The sequence below is a fragment of the Stutzerimonas stutzeri genome (genome assembly GCF_000219605.1).
GTDB classification, from domain to species: domain Bacteria; phylum Pseudomonadota; class Gammaproteobacteria; order Pseudomonadales; family Pseudomonadaceae; genus Stutzerimonas; species Stutzerimonas stutzeri.
Genome location: NC_015740.1, coordinates 2,247,773 through 2,269,745 on the forward strand (window position 1 = coordinate 2,247,773; position 21,973 = coordinate 2,269,745).

At 63.7% G+C, this 21,973-nt stretch carries 21 protein-coding genes and 1 pseudogene; 15 read left to right on the forward strand and 7 right to left on the reverse strand.

From position 1 onward, the window contains the following. The first annotated feature begins 256 nt into the window (after window positions 1-256). From PSTAB_RS10455 to PSTAB_RS10470, 5 genes and pseudogenes are all read left to right on the forward strand, one after another. On the forward strand, window positions 257-526 hold the full coding sequence (locus PSTAB_RS10455; protein ID WP_011913340.1) for a hypothetical protein: 270 nt from the start codon (window positions 257-259) through the stop codon (window positions 524-526). Between the two features lie 142 nt (window positions 527-668). After that, complete coding sequence (locus PSTAB_RS10460; protein WP_013982874.1) at window positions 669-950, forward strand: hypothetical protein; 282 nt, start codon at window positions 669-671, stop codon at window positions 948-950. Window positions 951-1,043: 93 nt separating this feature from the next. Next, on the forward strand, window positions 1,044-1,736 hold the full coding sequence (locus PSTAB_RS10465; protein WP_011913342.1) for a DUF421 domain-containing protein: 693 nt from the start codon (window positions 1,044-1,046) through the stop codon (window positions 1,734-1,736). 104 nt (window positions 1,737-1,840) lie between these two features. Then, complete coding sequence (locus PSTAB_RS21780) at window positions 1,841-2,005, forward strand: hypothetical protein (RefSeq protein WP_013982875.1); 165 nt, start codon at window positions 1,841-1,843, stop codon at window positions 2,003-2,005. A 56-nt stretch (window positions 2,006-2,061) separates the two neighbouring features. Further along, window positions 2,062-3,158, forward strand: a pseudogene (locus tag PSTAB_RS10470) (DNA topoisomerase IB). A gap of 18 nt (window positions 3,159-3,176) precedes the next feature. On the opposite strand, the gene PSTAB_RS10475 reads toward PSTAB_RS10470, so the two are convergent. From PSTAB_RS10475 to PSTAB_RS10490, 4 genes are all read right to left on the reverse strand, one after another. Next, complete coding sequence (locus PSTAB_RS10475; protein ID WP_013982877.1) at window positions 3,177-4,133, reverse strand: sensor domain-containing diguanylate cyclase; 957 nt, start codon at window positions 4,131-4,133, stop codon at window positions 3,177-3,179. Between the two features lie 2 nt (window positions 4,134-4,135). Next, window positions 4,136-5,119, reverse strand: a complete 984-nt coding sequence (locus PSTAB_RS10480) for a response regulator (protein ID WP_013982878.1) — start codon at window positions 5,117-5,119, stop codon at window positions 4,136-4,138. A gap of 147 nt (window positions 5,120-5,266) precedes the next feature. After that, window positions 5,267-5,851, reverse strand: a complete 585-nt coding sequence (nfuA, locus tag PSTAB_RS10485; RefSeq protein ID WP_011913347.1) for a Fe-S biogenesis protein NfuA — start codon at window positions 5,849-5,851, stop codon at window positions 5,267-5,269. A gap of 123 nt (window positions 5,852-5,974) precedes the next feature. Then, window positions 5,975-8,251 (reverse strand): fatty acid cis/trans isomerase, encoded by a 2,277-nt coding sequence (locus PSTAB_RS10490; protein WP_013982879.1) that lies wholly within the window; start codon window positions 8,249-8,251, stop codon window positions 5,975-5,977. Window positions 8,252-8,413: 162 nt separating this feature from the next. On the opposite strand from PSTAB_RS10490, the gene metH reads away from it, so the two are divergent. Together metH and PSTAB_RS10500 are read left to right on the forward strand one after the other, a co-directional pair. Then, window positions 8,414-12,106: a methionine synthase gene (gene metH, locus PSTAB_RS10495; RefSeq protein ID WP_013982880.1), complete on the forward strand. Its 3,693-nt coding sequence runs from the start codon at window positions 8,414-8,416 to the stop codon at window positions 12,104-12,106. Between the two features lie 54 nt (window positions 12,107-12,160). After that, window positions 12,161-12,493 (forward strand): DUF5629 family protein, encoded by a 333-nt coding sequence (locus PSTAB_RS10500; protein ID WP_013982881.1) that lies wholly within the window; start codon window positions 12,161-12,163, stop codon window positions 12,491-12,493. Between the two features lie 54 nt (window positions 12,494-12,547). On the opposite strand, the gene PSTAB_RS10505 is transcribed toward PSTAB_RS10500, so the two are convergent. Then, on the reverse strand, window positions 12,548-13,645 hold the full coding sequence (locus PSTAB_RS10505; RefSeq protein WP_013982882.1) for an acyltransferase family protein: 1,098 nt from the start codon (window positions 13,643-13,645) through the stop codon (window positions 12,548-12,550). Between the two features lie 230 nt (window positions 13,646-13,875). Here PSTAB_RS10505 and pnuC point away from each other — a divergent pair, with 230 nt between their 5' ends. Further along, entirely contained in the window at window positions 13,876-14,436 is a 561-nt protein-coding gene (pnuC, locus tag PSTAB_RS10510; protein ID WP_041771940.1) for a nicotinamide riboside transporter PnuC, read from the forward strand. Further along, window positions 14,433-14,957 (forward strand): AAA family ATPase, encoded by a 525-nt coding sequence (locus PSTAB_RS10515; RefSeq protein ID WP_013982884.1) that lies wholly within the window; start codon window positions 14,433-14,435, stop codon window positions 14,955-14,957. Before pnuC ends, PSTAB_RS10515 begins: the two co-directional genes overlap by 4 nt. A gap of 5 nt (window positions 14,958-14,962) precedes the next feature. Here PSTAB_RS10515 and PSTAB_RS10520 read toward each other — a convergent pair whose 3' ends face one another. Both PSTAB_RS10520 and PSTAB_RS10525 read right to left on the reverse strand, forming a co-directional pair. After that, window positions 14,963-15,952 (reverse strand): DMT family transporter, encoded by a 990-nt coding sequence (locus PSTAB_RS10520; protein ID WP_013982885.1) that lies wholly within the window; start codon window positions 15,950-15,952, stop codon window positions 14,963-14,965. Window positions 15,953-15,992: 40 nt separating this feature from the next. After that, window positions 15,993-16,292: a DUF1883 domain-containing protein gene (locus tag PSTAB_RS10525; protein WP_013982886.1), complete on the reverse strand. Its 300-nt coding sequence runs from the start codon at window positions 16,290-16,292 to the stop codon at window positions 15,993-15,995. A 439-nt stretch (window positions 16,293-16,731) separates the two neighbouring features. On the opposite strand from PSTAB_RS10525, the gene PSTAB_RS10530 reads away from it, so the two are divergent. The 6 genes from PSTAB_RS10530 to PSTAB_RS10555 all read left to right on the forward strand — a co-directional run bounded on the left by PSTAB_RS10530 (window position 16,732) and on the right by PSTAB_RS10555 (window position 21,836). Beyond that, window positions 16,732-17,880, forward strand: a complete 1,149-nt coding sequence (locus PSTAB_RS10530) for an MFS transporter (RefSeq protein WP_013982888.1) — start codon at window positions 16,732-16,734, stop codon at window positions 17,878-17,880. Between the two features lie 22 nt (window positions 17,881-17,902). Next, complete coding sequence (locus PSTAB_RS10535; protein ID WP_013982889.1) at window positions 17,903-18,931, forward strand: RNA methyltransferase; 1,029 nt, start codon at window positions 17,903-17,905, stop codon at window positions 18,929-18,931. 91 nt (window positions 18,932-19,022) lie between these two features. Then, a complete protein-coding gene (locus PSTAB_RS10540) occupies window positions 19,023-20,333 on the forward strand; it encodes a leucine-rich repeat-containing protein kinase family protein (protein ID WP_013982890.1) in 1,311 nt (436 codons plus the stop codon). Window positions 20,334-20,361: 28 nt separating this feature from the next. Next, window positions 20,362-20,811, forward strand: coding sequence for a hypothetical protein (locus PSTAB_RS10545; protein WP_013982891.1), 450 nt, complete (start codon window positions 20,362-20,364; stop codon window positions 20,809-20,811). 151 nt (window positions 20,812-20,962) lie between these two features. Next, a complete protein-coding gene (locus PSTAB_RS10550; protein WP_013982892.1) occupies window positions 20,963-21,493 on the forward strand; it encodes an Hsp20/alpha crystallin family protein in 531 nt (176 codons plus the stop codon). Window positions 21,494-21,620: 127 nt separating this feature from the next. Beyond that, window positions 21,621-21,836, forward strand: a complete 216-nt coding sequence (locus PSTAB_RS10555; protein ID WP_011913361.1) for a DUF2970 domain-containing protein — start codon at window positions 21,621-21,623, stop codon at window positions 21,834-21,836. Window positions 21,837-21,973: the final 137 nt, after the last annotated feature.

The following is a 21,973-nucleotide window of genomic DNA, read 5'->3' on the forward strand; positions in this document are numbered from 1 at the left end:
CGTGACCTGGCGAGAACAACCGCATTCGTTCTGCCGAAAACGGTTTTTCCCGTATTTCCAGCGACTTAAGTCCGCTTACCGAACGACTGCCGGAGAACCGCCAGCCTTATACCTTTGGCTAATTGCAAAGGCCTTCAAATTTTTTCGAACTCGCATGTGACTCGCCAGTCCTCTGGGTACATCAACTGCAATGTAAGGCCAACGCCAACGAGCTTGGCTGTAGGTATTTTGGGTATCACACAGAGAGACATGCCCCATGCACACCCCGCTGCGTATCAACGAAGCCCTTTTGATCACCGACCGTGCGTTCAAGCCTTTCCAGTGCGTCGCCTGGACGCTGCCCGAAGGTAACGGTGAAGTCAGCATCACCGTCGTCGATCGCGACGAAGCCCGACTGCTCGGCCGCTGCAAGATGTCCAGCAGCGTATTCACCGACCCGGTGAAACTGGGCGAAACCCTGGAAAAGACCCGCGCGCAGCTAAGCCGCGACGGTGCTCATTTCTCGCCCTGGCACATGCCTGAATAACGATGGGCAGCACGAATCAAGGCCTGCAGCCAACGCTCCAGGCCTTTTTTCATGCCCAGCGCTTGGCGGCACGCACCGTTCGCGACTGACCCATTCGCCCGTTTGGCGGTCTCAACACCAACGAGCGAAACAGGAGAAAACCATGAAAGGTGCAGAAGCGTACGTGAACGATCAGTGGCAGAGCTGCGGGCTCGCTGACCTGCCTCAGGGCTCCAGCGCCCAAGCGGTCAAGCTGCACTTCATTGTCCCGCGCGACGTCCAGATGCCCGGGCTGATCGATCACATCAGCGAGATCGCTCAGCGCCATCTGAGCGAGGCCTACGAAGGGCGCAAGGTCACACGCAAGCCCGCCGTCGGTTCGGTGGTCGGAGATGGCACTGGCGATGGCATCGATCTGGAATTCGAGGTAGCGGCGGCGGAGTGACTGCGGCCTGCATTCGTCGACGCTGACGTTTCAGAATAGGTCGAATGCTATGCCTGCCGGCCATGCGCCGGCTTCTCGGAAGGACGATCCCAGATGACCCCCTTTGATCTGCAGCGCATGCTTCTGCATGAGTTTCCGCTGATGTTCGTTGCGGAAGTGGCGCTACGGGCGCTGCTTGCCTTTATCGCGGTATTCGTCTTCCTCAAGGTGAGCGGACGCCGAGGCATACGGCAGCTGTCGGTGTTCGAGCTGGTGATCATCCTGACCCTCGGCTCGGCGGCGGGAGACGTCTCCTTTTACGACGATGTTCCGCTGCTGCCGGTTGCGGCCGTATTCGCCACGCTGCTGGCGCTGTACCGCCTGACGGTGTTTCTGATGAGCCGCAGCCCGCGGTTCGGCGTGTGGCTGGAAGGCAAACCCGTCACCATCATTCGCGACGGCATCTACGAACTGCGCAGCCTCGACAGCATGAACATTTCGGCGGACGAGTTCTTCATGGAGCTGCGCCAGCAGGGCGTGGAGCATCTCGGCCAGGTCAGACTCGGCATACTGGAAAACGACGGCAACGTGAGCCTGTTCTTTCATGAGCCGGAAGCGGTACGCCCCGGGCTCTCGGTTTTACCGCCCGAGTACCGGCCGGTCTTCCGGCAGATCCCGGCATCGGGCATGTATGCCTGCAACCGCTGCGGCTTTCCGCAGGCGCTGGAAAGCCAGCAAGCGCTGCGATGCCCGCGGTGCTCCAATCCGACCTGGTCGAAGGCGCTTTCCACCCGCCGCTCGCGCTGATGCACGGTACGAACCGCCAATGCTCCTGCCGGTCAGTTAATAGAGGCGGTTCGCGTCCATGCGCAACGGCCGGCTACCTTCCCGATCAACAGCAGGAGCAGACCATGCTTGGCGACTACTCATCGATCAACGATCACCTCGAAACCGCGCGCAAGCACGCCGACCAGGCGGAGACCGAAGCGAAGCCCGAACTCTATCGCGAGGCCGTCGACGAACTTGTCGCGGCAATTCGCCTGTTGATGCGCAACAGTACAGAAAAGGACAACTGAGCCCATTCCATCGCCTCGCCAGCTCCCTGGCGAGGCCTAGCGGGGACCCGCCATCCATGCGCCACGACACTGCGACGGAACCGCCACCCCTGGCCGAGGGCACCCTCCCTGTCCCGCTGGACGAAACCGCCGACACCGGCACGCTGCTTTGCCCTACCCTGCCACCCGACCTGCATTATGTGGACGATGCGCAGCCAGGCATCCGCCGCCGACAGCGCGTGGAAAGTTCGCCTATTTCGCTCCGAGCGGCGAGCGCATCCGTGATGAAGAAGAGATTCGCCGGATCAACAAACTGGCGATCCCCCCGGCCTATCGGGACGTCTGGATCTGCCCCGACCCGCAAGGGCATCTCCAGGCCACGGGACGCGATGCCCGCGGACGCAAGCAGTATCGTTACCATCCGCGCTGGCGGGAAATCCGCGACAGCGACAAGTACGAGCGCATGCTGGAGTTCGGCGAAGCCCTGCCCAAGCTGCGCCGCGATCTGGAAAAGCACCTGGCCCTGCCCGGCATGCCACGCGACAAGGTCATGGCGCTGGTGGTCACGTTGCTCGAATCGACCCTGATTCGCATCGGCAATTCCCGCTACGCCAGGGACAACCGGTCCTACGGCCTGACCACACTGCGCACGCGCCACGTGAACGTTAGCAGCACCGCGGTCCGCTTCCATTTCCGCGGCAAGAGTGGCGTGGAGCACGAGGTGACGCTGCGCGACCGGCGCCTGGCCAGGCTCATGCGCCGCTGCATGGAGCTACCGGGCCAGCAGTTGTTCCAGTATCTGGATGAGGATGGCCAACGCCGTGCAGTCAGCTCCAACGACGTGAATCTCTATTTACGGGAAATGACCGGCCGCGATTTCACCGCCAAGGACTATCGGACCTGGGCCGGCAGCGCGTTGGCGCTGGAACGGTTGCGCAAGCTCGACGCATCCTCGGCAAGTGTCGCGCGACAGAACCTGGTGGAAACCGTCAAGCAGGTCGCGAGCCAGCTGGGCAATACCCCGGCGGTCTGTCGCCAGTGCTATATCCATCCGGCGATTCTGCAAGCCTTCAGCGATGGGGAGCTGGTCAAGCTACGGGTAGCGCGCAAGCGCAAATGGCTGAGCGCCGAGGAAGTCGCCCTGCTTGCGTTTCTGCGCAAAGCGGCCGATTGAGCGTCAGCTTCGACGCGGTCAGTGCTGATGCAGGGTGACGCGATTGCGCCCTGCCGCCTTGGAGGCATAGAGCGCGGAGTCCGCCCACTCGATCAGCTGTGCATGGCTGCTGCTGGGCACGCTGAGGTCGGCCACGCCGAGGCTGATGGTGAAGCGAATGCGATGCTGCTCATGATGCACCTCATGGCTCTCCACCGCATGCCGCAGTCGTTCTGCGAAGGTCAGCGCACCCTGCTTGTCGGTGTCCGGCAATAGCACGACGAACTCTTCACCGCCATAACGGCCCGCCACATCGGAATCGCGCAGGTTCTCGCGGATCAGCTCCGCGACCTGCTGAATCACCGCGTCGCCGACCTGATGCCCGTAGGTATCGTTGATCGACTTGAAATGGTCGATATCGAACATGACCAGCGCGGCCTGGCTGTCGTAGCGGCGATGACGGGCGTAGTCCAGGCGCAGCATTTCTTCCCAGTGCCCGCGGTTGTACAGACCTGTCAGGCGATCGGTGCTCGACAGACGCTGCAGTTCGGCGTTTGCCGCCTGCAGCTGGCGGCGGTTGACCGCGACATCGGTGACGTCATAGATGATCAGGCACACCTGGTCGATGCTGCCATTGATGCCCTTGAGCGGCAGGAGCGTGGTGTTCTGGTACATGAAGTCTTCCAGCCCGGTGATCGGCTGGTAGTTCTTGAAGCGCAACAGGTACGGCCGTTGTTCCCAGATGGTGAACGACGGCGTGCCGAGGGTCATGACGCTTTCCACCTTGCGCCGGAACCAGTCCTCATCCACTTCGGGAAAAAGGTTGAAGAACGTCTGGCCGCGGGCCTTTTCGGGGTGCAGACCGGAGCGATTCTCCATGAAGGTGTTCCAGACCTCGACGCGATAGTCGCGGTCCAGTACCACGACACCCACGTCGATGCTCTGGACGATGGCCAGCAGCCAGTGAAGTTCGTTCAACTCGGCGGAATTGCTCATGCTCATTCCATCAGGTGGGCGAGCTTGCGGGTCAGCAGCTCGACCGAATCTTCGGTGAACAACAACAGCAGGTCAAAGTGGATGTCATGCCCTTCCAGGCTGTAGCTGATCTCCACCGCCAGGGTTTTCTTCCAGCGTGCGCTGTTGAGCCGGATCAGCTCGTCGATGGATGCATGCTGCCCCAGCACCTGCGGGTGCCCCTGGGAGAACACCACCTCGATCTGCTCGGCGATGCCACTCAGACAGGCGCTGATCAGCAGGCTCGACAGATCCAGCAGCATCTCCATCTCCAGGTAGTCCTGCCGGCGCATGAGGCGTGCCATGTCGGCGACTTCCGAGTCATGGAACAGCAGCAGTGCCTCACCGGCGATGCCACCCCCGATGTAGCCCTGGCATACCGCCGTAAGCTTGTCGCCACGGGCCGCATCGGCCAGCGCCATGTGCAGCTCGCCGACCTCGAGAATGTTCACGTTGGGTATCGGCAACTGGATGAATACGCCCAGCACCCGCGCCAGCAGCGCAGCGGCGCGACCCATGGCGACGTTGACCACTTCACGGAAGGTGTCGCGGAAGCTGATCCGGCCGCCCTCGACGCGACCGATGAATGACGACACATCGTCCAGCAGGCCGAGGCTCGCCAGCGTCTGATGAAGATGCACCGGATCGGCGGGTTTCTTGATGAAGGCCAGCGCGCCGAGTGCCAGCACGCGGCGCACGGCCTCATCCTGGATATCCGCGGAGATGACGATGGTCTTGCACTGGAGCTGTTCTTCGCGCAGCTGCGCAAGCACCTGATAGCCGTCCAGCTCCGGCATCGTGAGGTCGAGCAGCATCACGTCGACGCCACCCTGGCGAATCCGCTCCAGCGCTTCCAAGCCGGTCGCCGCCTGACAGACGGTTACCGGCCAGCCAGCTGGCAGCGCTTGCAGCAGCTGCTTGCGCGCGAGGGCTGAGTCATCGCAGATCAACAGGGAAATGGCAGACATGGTACGAGCTCTCGTTGCCCGGACAACCTAGGCGCAAGAGCTTATCGCAGGACAAGGACGCTGTGTGCCCCATGAAGGCAAAATAGTGGCATTTTGCCTGGAAACCTGCCGAACGGCCCGGCGGACGCCGCCGCCGGGCCGCCGCCATCAGTAATAGGCGTTCTCGCGGTTGGTGTGATCGGTCACGTCGCGCACGCCCTTGAGCTCGGGAATCCGGGCCAGCAGGGTTTTCTCGATACCCTCTTTCAGGGTCACGTCCGCCTGGCCGCAGCCCTGACAACCGCCACCGAACTGCAGCACGGCGATGCCTTCCTCGACCACATCGATCAGCGTTACCTGGCCGCCGTGGCTGGCCAGTCCCGGATTGATCTCGGTCTGCAGGTAGTAGTTGATGCGCTCGTTCATCGGGCTGTCTTCGTTGACCATCGGCACCTTGGCGTTCGGCGCCTTGATCGTCAGCTGGCCACCCATGCGGTCGGTGGCGTAGTCGACCAGTGCGTCTTCCAGAAATGGCTCGCTGGTACCGTCGATCCAGGCAGTGAAGCTCTTGAGTGCCAGGGCGATGTCGTCCGGCTTTTCTTCACCGGGCTTGCAGTAGGCGATGCAGGTTTCCGCGTAGGGCGTGCCGGGCTGGGTGATGAAGATGCGAATTCCGATGCCGGTGGTGTTCTGCTTCGCGAGCAGGTCGGCCAGATAATCGTGTGCAGCTTCGGTAATGGTGATCGCGCTCATGGGAACTCCTCGCAGACATGCGTGGCAGTGTACGTCAAACCACTGCCACGGTTAAGTCCTAGTATTTTAGTCGGACTATCGGATTTCAAGTTCCACGTTCCGTGGATCGCCCTGGAACGCCTGCTAGAGGTTTTCATAACGGTTCATGTCCAGAACGCCGGCCTCTACCGGCTCGGTCTCCTCGAGATAGCGCGTCAGATCGTTGAAGTAGTGCCAGAACTGCGGATGGCTGCGGCGGATGCCCCAGCGCTCGACCAGCCGCTCGAGATCGGCGCCCGCCTTCACCTGCTCCATCGCCGCAACGAAGGTCGGGACGTCCGCCGCCGGCAGGTTGAAGATGAAGTTCGGGTAGCTGCTGAGGATGCCCGGATAGACTGTCAGGGTATCCAGGCGCGGCTGCCAACGCAGCGACTCGCCAAACATGAACGCCACATTGCTGTGAGCCCGGTTGCGCAGCAGGCTGTAGATTTCCCGGCGGTCCCCGGCGTACTCGACCCGCACCAGGGTCGCCTCGGGCAGATGCAGGATGGCAGGCATACCGGCCGCCATCCGGTTGGTCAGCCGGCTGAGCGCCTGTTCGACACGCTGCAGCTCGGCCGGCTGGTGGTCGCGATAGCAGTGCGTGCCCTGACAGCGGTTGATCGGATCGGGAGCGGCGTTGATACCCGCGTGCCGCGCCAGCAGCTGCCGGGCGAACGCGCGCTTGGGATCGCCACTTTCCAGCGCAAGCTGTGTGGGTGTCGCGCGGTCGACCGATGTGTAGGCCAGCAGCAGCTTGAGCTGACCGCTTTTCTCGTACCAATCATCCAGGATGGCCTGACGCGATGCAGGTGGCAGCAGCCGCAGGAAGTTGAGCTCGGCGCCGTTGCGGATCAGGTCGAAATACAGCCGCGTCTGGCCCTGGTGGGACACATTGCCGAACACGTCGAAGTTGACCACCAACTGGTAATAGGTGCGCTCCAGCAGCGGATAGTCCATCCACCAGAGCGTCTGCGGAATTTCGCCAATCAGCCCTTTGCGCACCGAGGCGCTGTCATGCTGGCGGAACACGCTGAGCAAGGCGTTCTCGTTACCTGCCCAGATCTGCGGCCAATCGGCCGGTGCATTGGCGTAAGCCTTGGTGCGCAGCTGCTCGTACTGGTTGCGCTTCACGCGATAGGTCTTCCAGAACGCCAGCAGGTCGCCCATTTCGTCGAACTGCCCCGGCATGGCCAGCAGCGGTGTGGCCTGCTCACGAAAGCGCCGATCGGTGACATAGAGATCGTGCTGCGGGTCCTGGAAGAACACCCAGAAGTTGTCGCGGATGACGTCAGTGGCGATCTGGCCTCGGCAGACCGGGCCGCGAATGAAGGTGCGCACGAAGTACTCAGCGTTATCCAGCATGAACTGGTATCGCGCCTCGGCAGGAATCGCCTGGAAGGTCTTGAACGGATTGGCCCGGTGATTCGCGCCATAACCGGGTAGCGATTCGACGGTCCAGTCGCCTGCGAAGAACAGCGCTCTGACCCGCGCCAGCTTCGTCGCACTCAAGGGATAGGTGATATGCGTCTTGTGCACGATCACGTCGCTGATGGGCCGCAGGCGGTAGCTGAAACGGGTACCCGGATCGTCATTCGGCCGTCGCGTGGCGATCGCATCGACCGGCTCGCCGCTGGGCGTACGCGAACGCACCAACTGATAGAAGTGACCGGGTTCGCCTCCCTCGAAATACAGATGGGCAATAAAGAGGTGCTCATAGAGCCAGCGCGCGACCAGGCTGCCGCGCGGGCCTGGCGTATTGAGCAGGCGTTCCCACTGTTCGATCTGCGTCGCTTCCCGGGCCGAGGGCTGCAGCTGTCGAGGCTCGACCGCGCCGCCCTGCTCCAGCCAGCGTTGCACCGTGGCGTATTCCTGATCGCTCAGGCCGGTCACGGCGAAAGGCATGCCGCCGTGCCGGGTCTTGCGAGCATAGCCATCGAACTCGTCGGGCAACGGGCAGTTGTTCTCCCGGTCGATGCCGATATTCAGCTCCGCAGGCAGCTTGGCATTGGGCGTCAGCGGCTGGCTGCGACCCAGATCCAGCATGCGCGCCATCAGCGCCGCCTGACCGCCCTGGGCGTCGAGCACCGAATGAAAGCCTTTGCGTCGCCAGGCCTGCTCGCCTTCGGCGTCGAAAAACAGGCGAGTCGGGGCCTGGGCCTTGGAGCGTACGCCGTTGTACACCGGCAATTTGTTCGCACCACGCTCGGCACCCTCGCCGCTGCCCAGATTGAGCTGGCACGGCGAGTCATAGCAGGCATGGCAGGCCACGCACTTGGCGGTGAAGATCGGTTGGATATCGCGCTGATAGGAGAGGACTTCGGCCTGTGCAGCGCTGCCGATGAGCAGGAACAGACAGCCGAGCCAGAAACGGTGGGACATGAAACGAACGCCTGAAAGTGACCCTGCATTCTATGCGTGCACGACAAACGCCGCCTGCCTGCCTAACCTGAATAATCTTCATGCAAATGCGCGACAGCTAAAAAAGCATGCAGCTTTGCTATCATTCGCGCTCTTTTCGTTCCCGCTTTTCAGGTAGTTCCCATGTCCGCTCGCATCGCCCGACTTCAGGCCCTCCAGCACGCGCTCAGCCAGCGCATCCTGATTCTCGACGGTGGTATGGGAACCATGATCCAGAGCTACAAGCTGGAGGAGTCCGACTACCGGGGCGAGCGATTCGCCGATTGGCCGAGCGACGTGAAGGGCAATAACGACCTGTTGCTGCTCTCCCGCCCCGACGTCATCCAGGCCATCGAGAAGGCCTATCTCGATGCCGGCGCCGACATTCTGGAAACCAACACCTTCAATGCCACCCGGGTCTCCCAGGCCGACTACGGCATGGAAGAACTGGTCTACGAGCTGAACGTGGAAGGTGCGCGCCTGGCTCGGGAAGTGGCCGATGCCAAGACCGCCGAGACGCCGGATCGCCCGCGTTTCGTCGCCGGCGTGCTCGGCCCGACCAGCCGCACCTGCTCCATCTCGCCGGACGTCAACAACCCCGGCTACCGCAACGTCACCTTCGACCTGCTGGTGGAGAACTACATCGAAGCCACCCGTGGCCTGATCGAGGGCGGCGCCGACCTGATTCTGATCGAAACGATCTTCGACACGCTGAACGCCAAGGCGGCGATCTTCGCCGTGCAGCAGGTATTCGAGGAAGATGGCGTCGAGCTGCCGATCATGATCTCTGGCACCATCACCGACGCCTCCGGCCGCACGCTGTCAGGCCAGACCACCGAGGCGTTCTGGAACTCGGTGCGCCATGCCAAGCCGATCTCCGTAGGCCTGAACTGCGCCCTGGGCGCCAAGGACCTGCGCCCTTATCTGGAAGAGCTGGCCAACAAGGCCGACACCCACGTGTCCGCCCACCCCAACGCCGGCCTGCCCAATGCCTTCGGCGAATACGACGAAACGCCGGCAGAAATGGCCGCGGTGGTCGAGGAGTTCGCCGCCAGCGGTTTCCTCAACATCATCGGCGGCTGCTGCGGCACCACGCCGGCGCATATCCAGGCGATTGCCGAGGCGGTGGCCAAGTACCCGCCGCGCGTGATCCCGGACATTCCCAAGGCCTGCCGCCTGTCGGGCCTGGAGCCCTTCACCATCGACCGCAGTTCACTGTTCGTCAACGTCGGCGAGCGCACCAACATCACCGGTTCGGCCAAGTTCGCCCGTCTGATCCGCGAGGAGAACTACACCGAGGCGCTGGAAGTGGCCCTGCAGCAGGTGGAAGCCGGCGCCCAGGTGATCGACATCAACATGGACGAGGGCATGCTGGATTCGAAGGCGGCCATGGTCACCTTCCTCAACCTGATCGCCGGCGAGCCGGACATCTCCCGCGTGCCGATCATGATCGACTCCTCCAAGTGGGAAGTGATCGAGGCGGGCCTCAAGTGCATCCAGGGCAAGGGCATCGTCAACTCCATCTCCATGAAGGAAGGCGTCGAGCAGTTCAAACACCACGCCCACCTGTGCAAGCGCTACGGCGCCGCGGTGGTGGTGATGGCCTTCGACGAAGCCGGCCAGGCCGATACCGCTGCACGCAAGCGCGAAATCTGCCAGCGCAGCTACGACATCCTGGTCAACGAGGTGGGCTTCCCGCCGGAAGACATCATCTTCGACCCGAACATCTTCGCCATCGCCACCGGCATCGAAGAGCACAACAACTACGCCGTCGACTTCATCGAAGCCTGCGCCTTCATTCGCGACAACCTGCCCTATGCCCTGACCTCGGGCGGCGTGTCCAACGTGTCCTTCTCCTTCCGCGGCAACAACCCGGTGCGCGAAGCGATCCACTCGGTGTTCCTGTTCCATGCGATCAAGGCGGGCCTGACCATGGGCATCGTCAACGCCGGCCAATTGGAGATCTACGACGAGATCCCGAAGGAGCTGCGCGACGCGGTCGAGGACGTGGTGCTCAACCGCAGCGCCGGCGGCACCGAGGCGCTGCTGGAGATCGCCGACAAGTACAAGGGCGATGGCTCGGTCAAGGAAGCCGAGACCGAGGAATGGCGCAGTCTGCCGGTGGACAAGCGCCTCGAGCACGCGCTGGTCAAGGGCATCACCGCCTTCATCGTGGAGGACACCGAGGAGTGCCGCCAGCAGTGCGCACGCCCCATCGAGGTGATCGAAGGCCCGCTGATGAGCGGCATGAACGTGGTGGGCGATCTGTTCGGCGCGGGCAAGATGTTCCTGCCCCAGGTGGTCAAGTCCGCCCGCGTGATGAAGCAGGCCGTGGCACACCTCATCCCCTTCATCGAGGCGGAAAAGGGCGACAAGCCGGAAGCCAAGGGCAAGATCCTCATGGCGACCGTCAAGGGCGACGTGCACGACATCGGCAAGAACATCGTCGGCGTGGTACTGGGCTGCAACGGCTACGACGTGGTGGACATGGGCGTGATGGTGCCGGCGGAAAAGATCCTGCAGACCGCCATCGCCGAGAAGTGCGACATCATCGGCCTCTCTGGGCTGATCACCCCCTCCTTGGACGAAATGGTTCATGTGGCCAAGGAAATGCAGCGCCAGGGCTTCAGCCTGCCGCTGATGATCGGCGGCGCCACCACCTCCAAGGCGCACACCGCGGTGAAGATCGACCCGCAGTACAGCAACGATGCAGTGGTCTATGTCACCGATGCATCGCGTGCAGTCGGCGTGGCCACCACCCTGCTGTCCAAGGAACTCAAGCCGGCGTTCGTCGACAAGACCCGCGAAGAGTACGCGATGATCCGCGAGCGCACCGCCAACCGCAGTGCGCGCACCGAACGCCTAAGCTACCTCGATGCCATCGCCAACAAGCCGCCGTTCGACTGGAGCGGCTACATCCCGGTCAAGCCTAGCTTCACAGGCCGCCAGGTGCTGGAAGACATCGATCTGCGCACCCTGGTCGACTACATCGACTGGACGCCTTTCTTCATCGCCTGGGACCTGGCCGGCAAGTACCCACGCATCCTCGAGGACGAGGTGGTTGGCGAAGCGGCCACCTCGCTGTTCAACGATGCCCAGGCCATGCTGAAAAAGCTGGTCGACGAGAAGCTGATCCGCGCACGTGCGGTGTTCGGCTTCTGGCCAGCCAACCAGATCCAGGACGATGACCTGGAAGTGTACGGTGACAACGGCGAGAAGCTGGCCACCCTGCACCACCTGCGCCAGCAGACCATCAAGCCGGACGCCAAGCCAAACCTGTCGCTGGCCGACTTCGTGGCACCGAAGAGCACCGGCATCACCGACTACGTGGGCGGTTTCATCTGCACCGCTGGCATCGGTGCCGAGGAACTGGCCAAGGCCTATCAGGACAAGGGCGACGACTACAACTCGATCATGGTCAAGGCATTGGCCGACCGCCTCGCCGAGGCCTGTGCCGAATGGCTGCACGAGCAGGTGCGCAAGCACTACTGGGGCTATGCGCCTGACGAGCGGCTGAGTAACGAGGAACTGATCCGCGAGCAGTACAAGGGCATCCGCCCTGCCCCCGGTTACCCGGCCTGCCCGGACCACACCGAGAAGGGCACGCTGTTCCAGCTGCTGGATGCCGACGGCATCAGCCAGGTCACGCTCACCGAGCACTACGCCATGCTGCCCACCGCGGCGGTCAGCGGCTGGTACTTCGCCCATCCCGAGGCGCAGTATTTCGCTGTCGGCAAGATCGACAAGGATCAGGTGGAAAGCTACAGCCAGCGCAAGGGCCAGGAATTGGCCATCAGTGAGCGCTGGCTGATGCCGAACCTGGGCTACGACAACTGATCTCGACGCGGGCGTCTCCCGACGCCTGCGTTCGATCCACGGAGCAAGTGCACCATGTCATCGGAAACACCCTGGCTGATCGACGAACTCGAAAATGCCGACATGCTGATCATCGACGGCCTGCACGCGTGGCAGTTCGCGCTCGACGAAGCCGTGCTGGATCAGGCCGACGCAGCCGCCGAAGCCAACCAGCCGTTCGCCAGCGAGGCCACCTTGCTGACCATCGACCTGGTGGACGGCCGGACCCGCCGCCAGTGGCGGTTCAGCTACAACCAGATCATGGAGGCACAGCGCGACGCCGAAGATGAAAGCTGGCTGCTGGAAGGCCCGCACCGCCTGCAATGCCTCAGCGCCATTGGCGGCGAGGACGAGGACGAGGACGAGTAGTCCACTGCACCTCAGCGCACCCGTCGAGGCGCCCCCAGCTAGGCGCCCCATCCGTCAACGGCTGCGGACGGCTGCGCGGGTGCCCACCTCGTCAATCGCCGGTTCACGCGATACCGCCCCTTCGGTCAGCGGTCGCTCGATATACCGGTAGCTGAGCCCGGCGACGATCAGCGAGACCGTCACGCAGAGCGCAACGCGCGGTAGCACCGGCTGATCGTCTAGCCAGTGCATGCACAGCAGCCAGACCGGGATATGGCAGAGGTACAGCGAGAAGGAAACCTGGCCTATGGCTTCCAGCGGGCGCGAGAGCGCGCCGAAGATGGCTTCGCCGGAACAGGCCGCGAGCATGAAAGGAACGGCCAACACCAGCGTCGTCGCCGCCCAGCGGAACGACGCGAACGGCTCCAGCGCGATGGCCAGCACGCTGGCCGCCAGCACCGCCAGGCCCATCACCAGCACCTTGCTCACAGGCGACATCGCCTCGATGTCCCGTTCGACCAACCGAAACGATTCCAGGGACGACAGTTTCCACAGCAACAGGCCGAGGAACAGCCCGTTGGCTCGGAACAGCCACTCGGGCGCAAACGGATTGGCAAAACTGAACCACAGCACGATGCCGATCACCGCCGGCCAGAACGCCCTGCCCAGCAGGAGCAGCAGCGGGAAAAGCAGGTAGAACTGTACTTCCAGGGCGATCGACCAGAAGTAGCCGAAATCCGTCTCGTGCAGCGCGTTGAACACATTGGCGAGAAAGAACGCCGCGCTCGCCGTCACGCCCAGCAGGGTGTCCAGCGAATAGCTGGGTGCGCCGCGTGGCGGCTCGAGCACGGCGAACAGCAATACCACCGCAGACCAGAACCAGGTCGGCAGCAGCACGCGGCGAATGCGTTTCTTGTAGAACCCGTACACCGCCGCCGCGTCGAATTGCCTGTGCTTGCGCAGGAAGGTTGCACCCATCAGGAAGCCGGATATCAGGAAGAACAGGTCGACTCCGACACCCGGCAGGAAGCGCTGCAGCACCCCATCCCACCAGACAGCCTCGGCACCTATCAGCATGACCGAGCCGTGGGCCAGCAGCACCAGCACGATTGCCAGGCCACGAAGAAATTGAATGTTGCGATTCTTGCCGTGCCGCGCTCCGGCATCACTCATAAGCCATCCGTTGTTCGCCAGCCGCCGCGACTACCAGCCATTGCCTGGGTCATTCAGGATCGATTCCATCGCCTCGCGGCCTCGTTCGACATCAGGCCAGCCTCCCGCTGCGCCTTTGCATTGTCCAAGACAGGTCGATGTCGGGGTCGTTCAATCTCGCCGGCCGCGATCCGGACGAGGCCCGGCTCCGTTATGATCGCGCCCCTCGTTCTTCGCCACCGGTCACCGCCATGTCGCTTCTCGAACTGATCGCCTCATTGCTGGGCGTTGTCGCCGTCTGGCTGACCGTGCGGCAGAACAGCTGGTGCTGGCCCATCGGGCTGGGCATGGTGTCGCTGTATGCGTGGTTTTTCTTCGATGCCAAGCTGTACTCCCAGGTGCTGTTGCACGGCGTCTTCGCGGCGATGCAGCTGTATGGCTGGTGGGCCTGGACCCGCGGCACCGACGGAAACGGCCGGCGCGTGAGCCTGGCCAGCGGGCCGGAAGTGCTGGTCGGCATCGGCATGGCGGTGCTAGGCAGCCTGCTGCTCGGCAGCGCAATGGCTCGCTTCACCGAGGCGGCGTTTCCCTGGATCGATGCCAGCCTGACCGCCTTCAGCCTGCTCGCGCAGCTGTGGATGGCACTCAAGCGCCTGCAGTGCTGGCCACTGTGGATCGTGGTCGATGCCTTGTTTGTCGGCTTCTTCAGCTTCCAGGGCTACTGGTTGACGGCCGGGCTCTACGCGCTGTTCACCGCACTGGCGGTGATGGGGCTGCGTGAATGGCGTGCGACCCTGGTGGCCGCCCGATGAAGGTCGTCGTGCTCACCGGACCGGAATCCACCGGCAAGAGCTGGCTGGCCGATCGCTTGCGACGCCGCTTTGGCGGTCTATTGGTCGACGAGTACGTGCGTCACTACATCGAGCGGACGCAACGCGACACGACGCTGGCCGACATCCCGGCCATTGCCCGCGGCCAACTGGCCCGGGAAGACGCCGCACGGGCCGCCGCACCGCATCTGCTGATCCTCGACACCCATCTGCTGAGCAACATGCTCTGGAGCCGCACGCTGTTCGGCGACTGCCCCGATTGGCTGGAAGCCGAACTGCAGGCGCGCGAATACCACCAGCACCTGTTGCTCTCGCCCACAGGCGCCGAGTGGCATGCGGACGGCCAGCGCTGCCAGCCGGATCTAGACGACAGGCAGCGCTTCTACGAGCAATGCCGTGACTGGCTTCGGCAGCATCGGCAGCCGTTCGTTGAAATCGCTGGCGACTGGGCCGAGCGCGAACGTCAGGCAATTGCCTGGACACGAGCGCTGCTGGATGGCTGACCGCCTCAGCGGCTTGGCTGCCCGTCCCGGCGCAGCAGCAGGCCGATGGCGAGGATGACCAGCAGGCTGCCCGGCAGCCAGTGCCAACCCATGCGCGCGGGCTGATCGAAGAACAGCAACAGCATCGAGACGAAGGGCACCAGGTAGCTGTAGGCCGTTACCGCCCCGGGGGTCAGTGCGCTGGTGGCGCGCTGCTGCAGGAAGAAGGTCATCGCGCTGGAGAACACGCCCAGGTAGGTCACCAGCAACAGGTCCAGCAGATTCATGTGCAGCAGCGCCGCCGGGCGCTCCCATATCGCCCCCATCAGGCCGATCAGCACAGCGCCCGCCACCAGGCTCCAGAAAGTGCGCAGGCCCGCCTGGGTCGGCAACGATCCGTTGGCCAGCCCCCATTTGCTGAGCACCGGATAGAGCGCCGAGGCGACGCAGCCGAAGAAGAAACCCAGCTCGCCGAAGCCCAGCTGCATCCCGGAGAAGTCGCCGCCGTTCTCGGCCCAGACCAGCCCCAGAGCCCCGCTCGCCCCGAGCGCGAGAATGGCGAGCAGCCTGCCCGTGCGCTGTTCGACGCCCAGTCCCCGGCCGAGGCAGTACGCCAGCAGCGGCACGCTGACGAACAGGGTCGCCATGGACAGTGCACTGACCCGATGCGCCGCCCAGAACATGGTGCCGAAGAAGCCCGCCAGGCAGAGCCCCATGGCCGCATAGAGCAACAGGGTTCGCCAGCCCGGGCGCCCGTCGCTCTGGCGCCACGCCAGCGGCGCGAGAACCAGCGCGGCGATGCCGAAGCGCATCGCCGTCAGCAGCAGCGGGGGCAGCCCGTCACTGAGCAGCCCGACCGCGGGAAAGGAAAGCCCGACGAACAGCGCCCAAAGCAGCATGCCGAGATGGGCCTGGGTGACACGCTTGCGCTCATGGCCGCGCGTCGTCGCGCCTGCGCGCGGATCGTCTCGGCTGATGGTGGGCGCATGGCTGGGCTCTTGATAGCGACGACTCAAATCTTCGCTCCGGCGGGATGGTTTCGGGCTGGCGCGGCGTCTATGAACGCGACGCCGACCGTCGAATGACCTTGATGGAATAGGTGAGGTTCGGTTTGCGCGTCACGCTGATCGGGCGCCGAGTGACGGTGTCCAGGGTGATGTTCCAGAAACCCGAGCTTGGCGCGACGATCTTCGCTGGAAAACGGTCGAACGCACCGCCGTGGTAAGTGTGCCGGCCGCCATTCTTGAAGCTGCGAAAGTTCGCGTCGTTCATCAGACGAATATTGCAGGTCTGCGAACACTGGATAACGACGATGTCACCTTCTTCAAGGTGCTCGCGCTGGTGTATGAACTTCATCAACTGCTCCGACACGGTTTGCGGCAAAGCGCAGAACGATAGCATGCATACCGCTGGAACCGGCCTGCCGACGATCCCGGTCCGCACAAGGCATGCAGCCCAAGTGGCTGACCCAGGGCATCCTGCTTGGCGTGGCCATCGACATGTGGACGGGCGACATCGGCGCTCGTATCGGTATCGCCCTGGGCCTGATGCGCCGAGGTTGACCGCGCTCGCCGCGAGCGGGTTGTCCTACGGACCGGGTTGTGTATGCTCTGCCGACCTGTCCGAAAGTCTCCTTCCTGCCATGTACAGCACGTCACGTCCCTGCTCTGTCAGCCTGCCCGCAGGAAGTTGGCTGCTGTTTCTCTTCGATACCGGATTGCTGGCCGTGTGGTGATGGCGCCCAGTCGCGCCTTTTCCTGCACATCCATTTCCTGCTTATCGAGGTCCGCCGCCCATGTTCGCGGTTCGTAACACCGTTCAGATTGATGCCCCCATCGTGCGCAACGCGACCCGTTGCGGTTTCTTCATGGCCGGGTTCGGTCTTTCCGTCTGGGCGCCGCTGGTGCCTTACGTCCGTGAACGCATCGAGATGACCGATGCGGTGTTCGGTCTGTTGCTGCTTTGCATCGGGATCGGCTCGCTGACCTGGATGCCCATTTCCGGCGTCCTGGTGGCCCGCTGGGGCATTCGCCCGGTGCAGCTGTGCAGTGTTGCGCTGCTGGCCCTGGCGCTGGCCGGCATGGCGCTGACCGATTCGATCGGGTGGCTGGGCCTGGCGCTGTTCTGTTTCGGCGGCAGCCTGGGCGTCATCGACGTCATCATGAACATTCAGGCGGTGCTGGTGGAAACCGCTGTCGGCCGCCGGCTGATGTCCAATTTTCACGGCATGTACAGCCTCGGCGCCATCAGTGGTGCGCTGGTGTTGACCGGCCTGCTGAGCCTGGGTCTGGCACCGGAGGTCGGTAGCTTCATGATGATCGGCGTGATCGTGGCGGCGAACCTGGCCCTTGCGCGCGGCTACCTGCCGAATCGCGCGCCCGGTGGCGGCCTCGCCTTCGTCCGCCCGACCGGGCTGGTGATGCTGGTCGGCCTGATGTGTTTCGTCGTGTACCTCGCCGAGGGCGCCGTGCTGGACTGGAGCGCGCTCTATCTGACCGGTGAGAAAGGCCTGGAAGTCGCCAGAGGCGGGCTCGGCTATGCGGCCTTCGCGCTGATGGTCACCATCGCCCGTTTCGCTGGCGCTCCGCTGGTGAACAGCCTAGGCACGGCGCGGGTCATCGCCTTCGGCGGCATGCTGGCGGCATTCGGCATCGGTCTGAGCCTGACTGCCGATCACTGGGCGCTGGCATTGGTCGGCTATGGGTTGTGCGGCCTGGGGTGCGCCAACGTTTCGCCCGTGCTGATCTCCTCGTTGAGCCGGCAGGACGGCATGCCGGTGCAGCTGGCCGTCACCGTCGCCACTACCATTGGCTTTGCCGGCGTGCTCGCCGGCCCGGCGATGATGGGCATGGTCGCCCATTTCAGCTCGCTGGGCATGGCCTTCGCACTGCTCGCCGTCCTGCTGCTCGGTATCGTGCCGTTCTGCCGTCGCTTCGCGGCGTGAGCCCGGCTAGAATGCGCGCCCTATGCGCATCCCCGACTTCCAGCAACGCCTCGCCGATATCGGCGCCAAGCCCCGTCATATCGGGCGGATGACCCGCGCCTGGCTCAAGGGCCTGCCGCTCGATGTCGGGCGGCGCCAGCAGCAGGCCGAGGACTTCCTGCCGCTGAGCGTGCGCGAAGGTCTGCCGGCGCTGAGCCTGGAAATCGACGCACTGGCCCGCCTGCGCTCCGAGCACCCGGCCGCCGATGGTTCGGCAAGACTGCTGGTGGAGCTTGGCGATGGGCAGATGGTGGAAAGCGTGCTGCTGCCGCGCGACGGACTGTGCGTGTCCAGCCAGGTCGGCTGCGCGGTGGGCTGCGTGTTCTGCATGACCGGCAAGAGCGGCCTGCTGCGCCAGCTGGGCAGTGCCGAAATCGTTGCTCAGGTCGCCCTCGCCCGCCGCTTCCGCCCGGTGAAGAAGGTGGTGTTCATGGGCATGGGCGAGCCGGCGCACAACCTCGACAACGTACTCGAGGCGATCGACCTGCTCGGTACCGAGGGCGGCATCGGTCACAAGAACCTGGTGTTTTCCACCGTAGGCGACCTGCGCGTGTTCGAGCGCCTGCCGCAGCAACGGGTCAAGCCGGCCCTGGCGCTGTCGCTGCACAGTACCGACGGTGCCTTGCGCCAGGCGCTGCTGCCGCGCGCACCGCAGATCGCCCCGGAGGAACTGGTCGAGCTTGGCGAGACCTACGCCCGCGCGACAGGCTTCCCGATCCAGTATCAGTGGACGCTGCTCAAGGGCATCAACGACAACCAGGAGGAGATGGACGGTATCCTGCGCCTGCTCAAGGGCAAGTATGCGGTGATGAACCTGATCCCCTACAACAGCCTGGAAGACGACGCGTACCAGCGGCCTGAGGGTGAGCGCATCGTGCAGATCGTGCGCTATCTGCACAGCCGCGGCGTGCTGACCAAGGTGCGCAATTCGGCCGGCCAGGATATCGATGGCGGCTGCGGCCAGCTCCGCGCCCGCGCCGAGCAAGTGCTCGGACGCAGGCGGCCGCGCTGATCGGGCCTGAACCCACCTCGCCAACGGCTGTCGGAGCGCTGTAGCAGACGCCGTTTCGGTGTTCATCTCAGCAAGGAAAGCGCAACACCGCATGCATACCCTGGAACAACTCGAACGTGGCGAACTGGCCGGCATCAGCCGCCTTGATCTTTCCGCCGGCCTTGACGTCTTTCCCGACGCGATCTTCGGCCTCGCCGATACGCTGGAAGTGCTGAACCTCTCGGGCAACCAGCTCGACAGCCTGCCAGCCGACCTATCCCGGCTGCGCAAGCTGCGGATCCTGTTCTGCTCGGACAACCCGTTCACCGAGGTGCCGGAGTGCCTCGGCGATTGCCCGCAGCTGGAAATGGTCGGCTTCAAGGCCAATCGTATTCGTCATCTGCCTGCCGATTCCTTGCCGCCGGCTCTGCGCTGGCTGATCCTTACCGATAACCAGCTGGAAAGCCTGCCCGCCGAGATCGGCAACTGCCGAAGGCTGCAGAAGCTGATGCTCGCCGGCAACCGGCTGACCAGCCTGCCGCTGTCCCTGTCCGAATGCACCCAACTGGAGTTGTTGCGCATCGCCGCCAACCGCCTGCAGCTGCTGCCAGACTGGCTGCTGACACTGCCGCGCCTGAGCTGGCTGGCCTTCGCCGGCAACCCCTTCAGCGACGCCAACGAGGCCGCGAGTCTTGCACGCCACTCGCTACCCGCGATTGCTCGAACGCAAGTCGTGCTGCATGAACAGCTCGGCCAGGGTGCCTCCGGCGTCATTCACCGAGCGCAATGGCAGGTGCCCGGCCAGGCACCGCGACCCATGGCGGCGAAGCTGTTCAAGGGACACGTCACCAGCGACGGCCTGCCGCATAGCGAAATGGCCGCGTGCGTGGCGGCTGGCCGTCACGCCAACCTGATCGACGTCGCCGGCCCACTTGCCGACCACGCAGAGCTGACGCCCGGCCTGCTGATGGATCTCGTCGACCCTGGCTTCCAGCCCCTGGCCGGGCCACCCTCGCTGGCCAGCTGCACGCGCGACAGCTACGGTGCCGAGCAGCGTTTCAGCCTCGAACAGGTCCTGCGCATCGCCAGCGGCGTCGCGTCCGCCGTTGCTCACCTGCACCGCCGCGGCATCCTGCATGGCGACCTCTATGCCCACAACCTGCTGGTCGATCCGAGTGGCGCCTGCCTGCTCAGCGATTTCGGCGCGGCCTCCTTCTTCGAGCCCGACAGCGCAGCCGGACAGCACCTCAAGCGCATCGAAGCCCGCGCTTTCGGTTGCCTGCTGGAAGAATTGCTGCAACGCTGCCCAGACACCGATCCACGTCAGCATGTCCTGCTGGATCTGCAACGACACTGCCTGAACGACGACATCGAGCAGCGACCGGACTTCGACCGTCTGCATAGCCTTCTCGCCGCGCTCTGATGCGCATTACCGGAGCGACTACACCGCCATGACCTCACCCGAAGCGGACGAGCCGCGCTCGCCCTACCCCAAGCCCTACGCCGACACTCCGCTGGACCAGGACCCCTTCGTTCGTGGACTTAAGCAGCGGCTGCCCGAGCACCTGCGTGATTCGTTCAATGAGGAGCAGCTGGCGGCATTGCGCGGTGTGTTCGGCGCACGCTCCTGGGTCAGGCACCAGGTCGACCTACGCGGCACGGTGCGGCTGTGGCGCAATCACTACTATTTCGCGATCGTCGCGGGGCGCAACAAGCGCAACCTGACCCGCCCGCAGCAGAACCTGTCGCTGATCGCCAAGGCTGCGCTGGCGACCCTCTTCCTGCTGTTTTCCGCCCTGGTCGGGCTGGTAATCCTCTACCTGCTCAAATCCGCGCTGGGCATCAATCTGTTCCCCGATTTTTCCCTCGGACTCTGGGACTGGTTCAAGGAGAGCCTCTGACCGCCTGCGTCTTGTAGCTGGCCAGGAAGACGCTACGCTGAATGACGCGCGGAGAGTGGATCGGGGTTGATCGGAATCAAACTTCAATCTGCCCGCCGGTAGAACACTAAATGCGCTCTGACCTTCCCGAGCTTCTACAGGAGTTTGTGAAATGAACGACGCTTCGAACAAACCTGCAGTCAGTACGGATGAAAAGAAGGTGCCGACGGCACCGCAAGACCCATGGCGCCCCTTCGACACCCTGCGGCGACAGGTCGACCGGCTTTTCGATGAGTTCGATCGCCCCTGGCATCTGCCCTTCAGTCGCCACGGCCTGGAAACGGCGCCTCTCTGGCAGGGCGGACCCAGCCGGATGCCGGCGGTAGATGTGGTCGAGAAGGAAAATTCCTTCGAAATCACCGCCGAGTTGCCTGGCCTCGATGAAAAGGATGTCGAGGTGAAGCTGGTCGGCAACAGCCTGGTGATCAAGGGAGAAAAGCGCCAGGAGCACAAGGAGGAGAAGGACGGCTATCACCTGTCCGAGCGCTCCTTCGGCAGTTTCCAGCGCAGTTTCGCACTGCCGGACGGGGTGGATCGCGAGCAGATCGAAGCCAAGTTCGGCAAGGGTGTGCTACGTGTTTCGCTGCCCAAGCACCCCGGCACTGGTGAAGGAGCGAAGACCATCTCGGTCAAGGCCGAATGACCAGCGAAAGGGCCGGCTGCCAGCATGGCCGGCCCTCCTCCCCCCTTGATGCGGGCTGCCCGGGTCAACGCTCCGCCGACCTCGGATCACTCGACTAGACTTCGGAAAACCCTGATTCGAGGCAGCCATGAACGACGAGCAGGAAAAGAACCTGACATTGCGGCAAATGCTCGGCAGTGTGCTGGCCGCCGCCTTGGGTGTGCAAAGCGGCAAGAACCGGGCAAGAGACTTCAGCCACGGCAAACCCAGCCACTTCATCATTCTCGGCGTGGGGTTCACCGTACTGTTCGTGCTGATCGTCCTGGGTGTGGTCAAGCTCGTGCTTTATCTGGCGGGTCTGTAGCCGCTATTGGTGGCTGACCCAGAAAATTGCCGTTCCCACGGCGAGCATGATCAAGGCAAATATCGCCGCGGCATCCACAACACTGTCGCGCTGGTCATTTCTCACGGGACTTCTCCTCTAGCAGCTACGGTCGCAGC

Coding starts and splice junctions, on each gene's coding strand:
- PSTAB_RS10540 (WP_013982890.1), top strand. CDS start 19,023: ATGCATACCCTGGAACAACTCGAACGTGGCGAACTGGCCGGCATCAGC.
- PSTAB_RS10525 (WP_013982886.1), bottom strand. CDS start 16,292: ATGAAGTTCATACACCAGCGCGAGCACCTTGAAGAAGGTGACATCGTC.
- PSTAB_RS10500 (WP_013982881.1), top strand. CDS start 12,161: ATGTCATCGGAAACACCCTGGCTGATCGACGAACTCGAAAATGCCGAC.
- PSTAB_RS10455 (WP_011913340.1), top strand. CDS start 257: ATGCACACCCCGCTGCGTATCAACGAAGCCCTTTTGATCACCGACCGT.
- pnuC (WP_041771940.1), top strand. CDS start 13,876: ATGTCGCTTCTCGAACTGATCGCCTCATTGCTGGGCGTTGTCGCCGTC.
- PSTAB_RS10460 (WP_013982874.1), top strand. CDS start 669: ATGAAAGGTGCAGAAGCGTACGTGAACGATCAGTGGCAGAGCTGCGGG.
- PSTAB_RS10490 (WP_013982879.1), bottom strand. CDS start 8,251: ATGTCCCACCGTTTCTGGCTCGGCTGTCTGTTCCTGCTCATCGGCAGC.
- PSTAB_RS10545 (WP_013982891.1), top strand. CDS start 20,362: ATGACCTCACCCGAAGCGGACGAGCCGCGCTCGCCCTACCCCAAGCCC.
- PSTAB_RS10505 (WP_013982882.1), bottom strand. CDS start 13,645: ATGAGTGATGCCGGAGCGCGGCACGGCAAGAATCGCAACATTCAATTT.
- PSTAB_RS10480 (WP_013982878.1), bottom strand. CDS start 5,119: ATGTCTGCCATTTCCCTGTTGATCTGCGATGACTCAGCCCTCGCGCGC.
- PSTAB_RS10475 (WP_013982877.1), bottom strand. CDS start 4,133: ATGAGCAATTCCGCCGAGTTGAACGAACTTCACTGGCTGCTGGCCATC.
- PSTAB_RS10465 (WP_011913342.1), top strand. CDS start 1,044: ATGACCCCCTTTGATCTGCAGCGCATGCTTCTGCATGAGTTTCCGCTG.
- PSTAB_RS10555 (WP_011913361.1), top strand. CDS start 21,621: ATGAACGACGAGCAGGAAAAGAACCTGACATTGCGGCAAATGCTCGGC.
- PSTAB_RS10515 (WP_013982884.1), top strand. CDS start 14,433: ATGAAGGTCGTCGTGCTCACCGGACCGGAATCCACCGGCAAGAGCTGG.
- PSTAB_RS21780 (WP_013982875.1), top strand. CDS start 1,841: ATGCTTGGCGACTACTCATCGATCAACGATCACCTCGAAACCGCGCGC.
- nfuA (WP_011913347.1), bottom strand. CDS start 5,851: ATGAGCGCGATCACCATTACCGAAGCTGCACACGATTATCTGGCCGAC.
- PSTAB_RS10550 (WP_013982892.1), top strand. CDS start 20,963: ATGAACGACGCTTCGAACAAACCTGCAGTCAGTACGGATGAAAAGAAG.
- PSTAB_RS10535 (WP_013982889.1), top strand. CDS start 17,903: ATGCGCATCCCCGACTTCCAGCAACGCCTCGCCGATATCGGCGCCAAG.
- PSTAB_RS10530 (WP_013982888.1), top strand. CDS start 16,732: ATGTTCGCGGTTCGTAACACCGTTCAGATTGATGCCCCCATCGTGCGC.
- metH (WP_013982880.1), top strand. CDS start 8,414: ATGTCCGCTCGCATCGCCCGACTTCAGGCCCTCCAGCACGCGCTCAGC.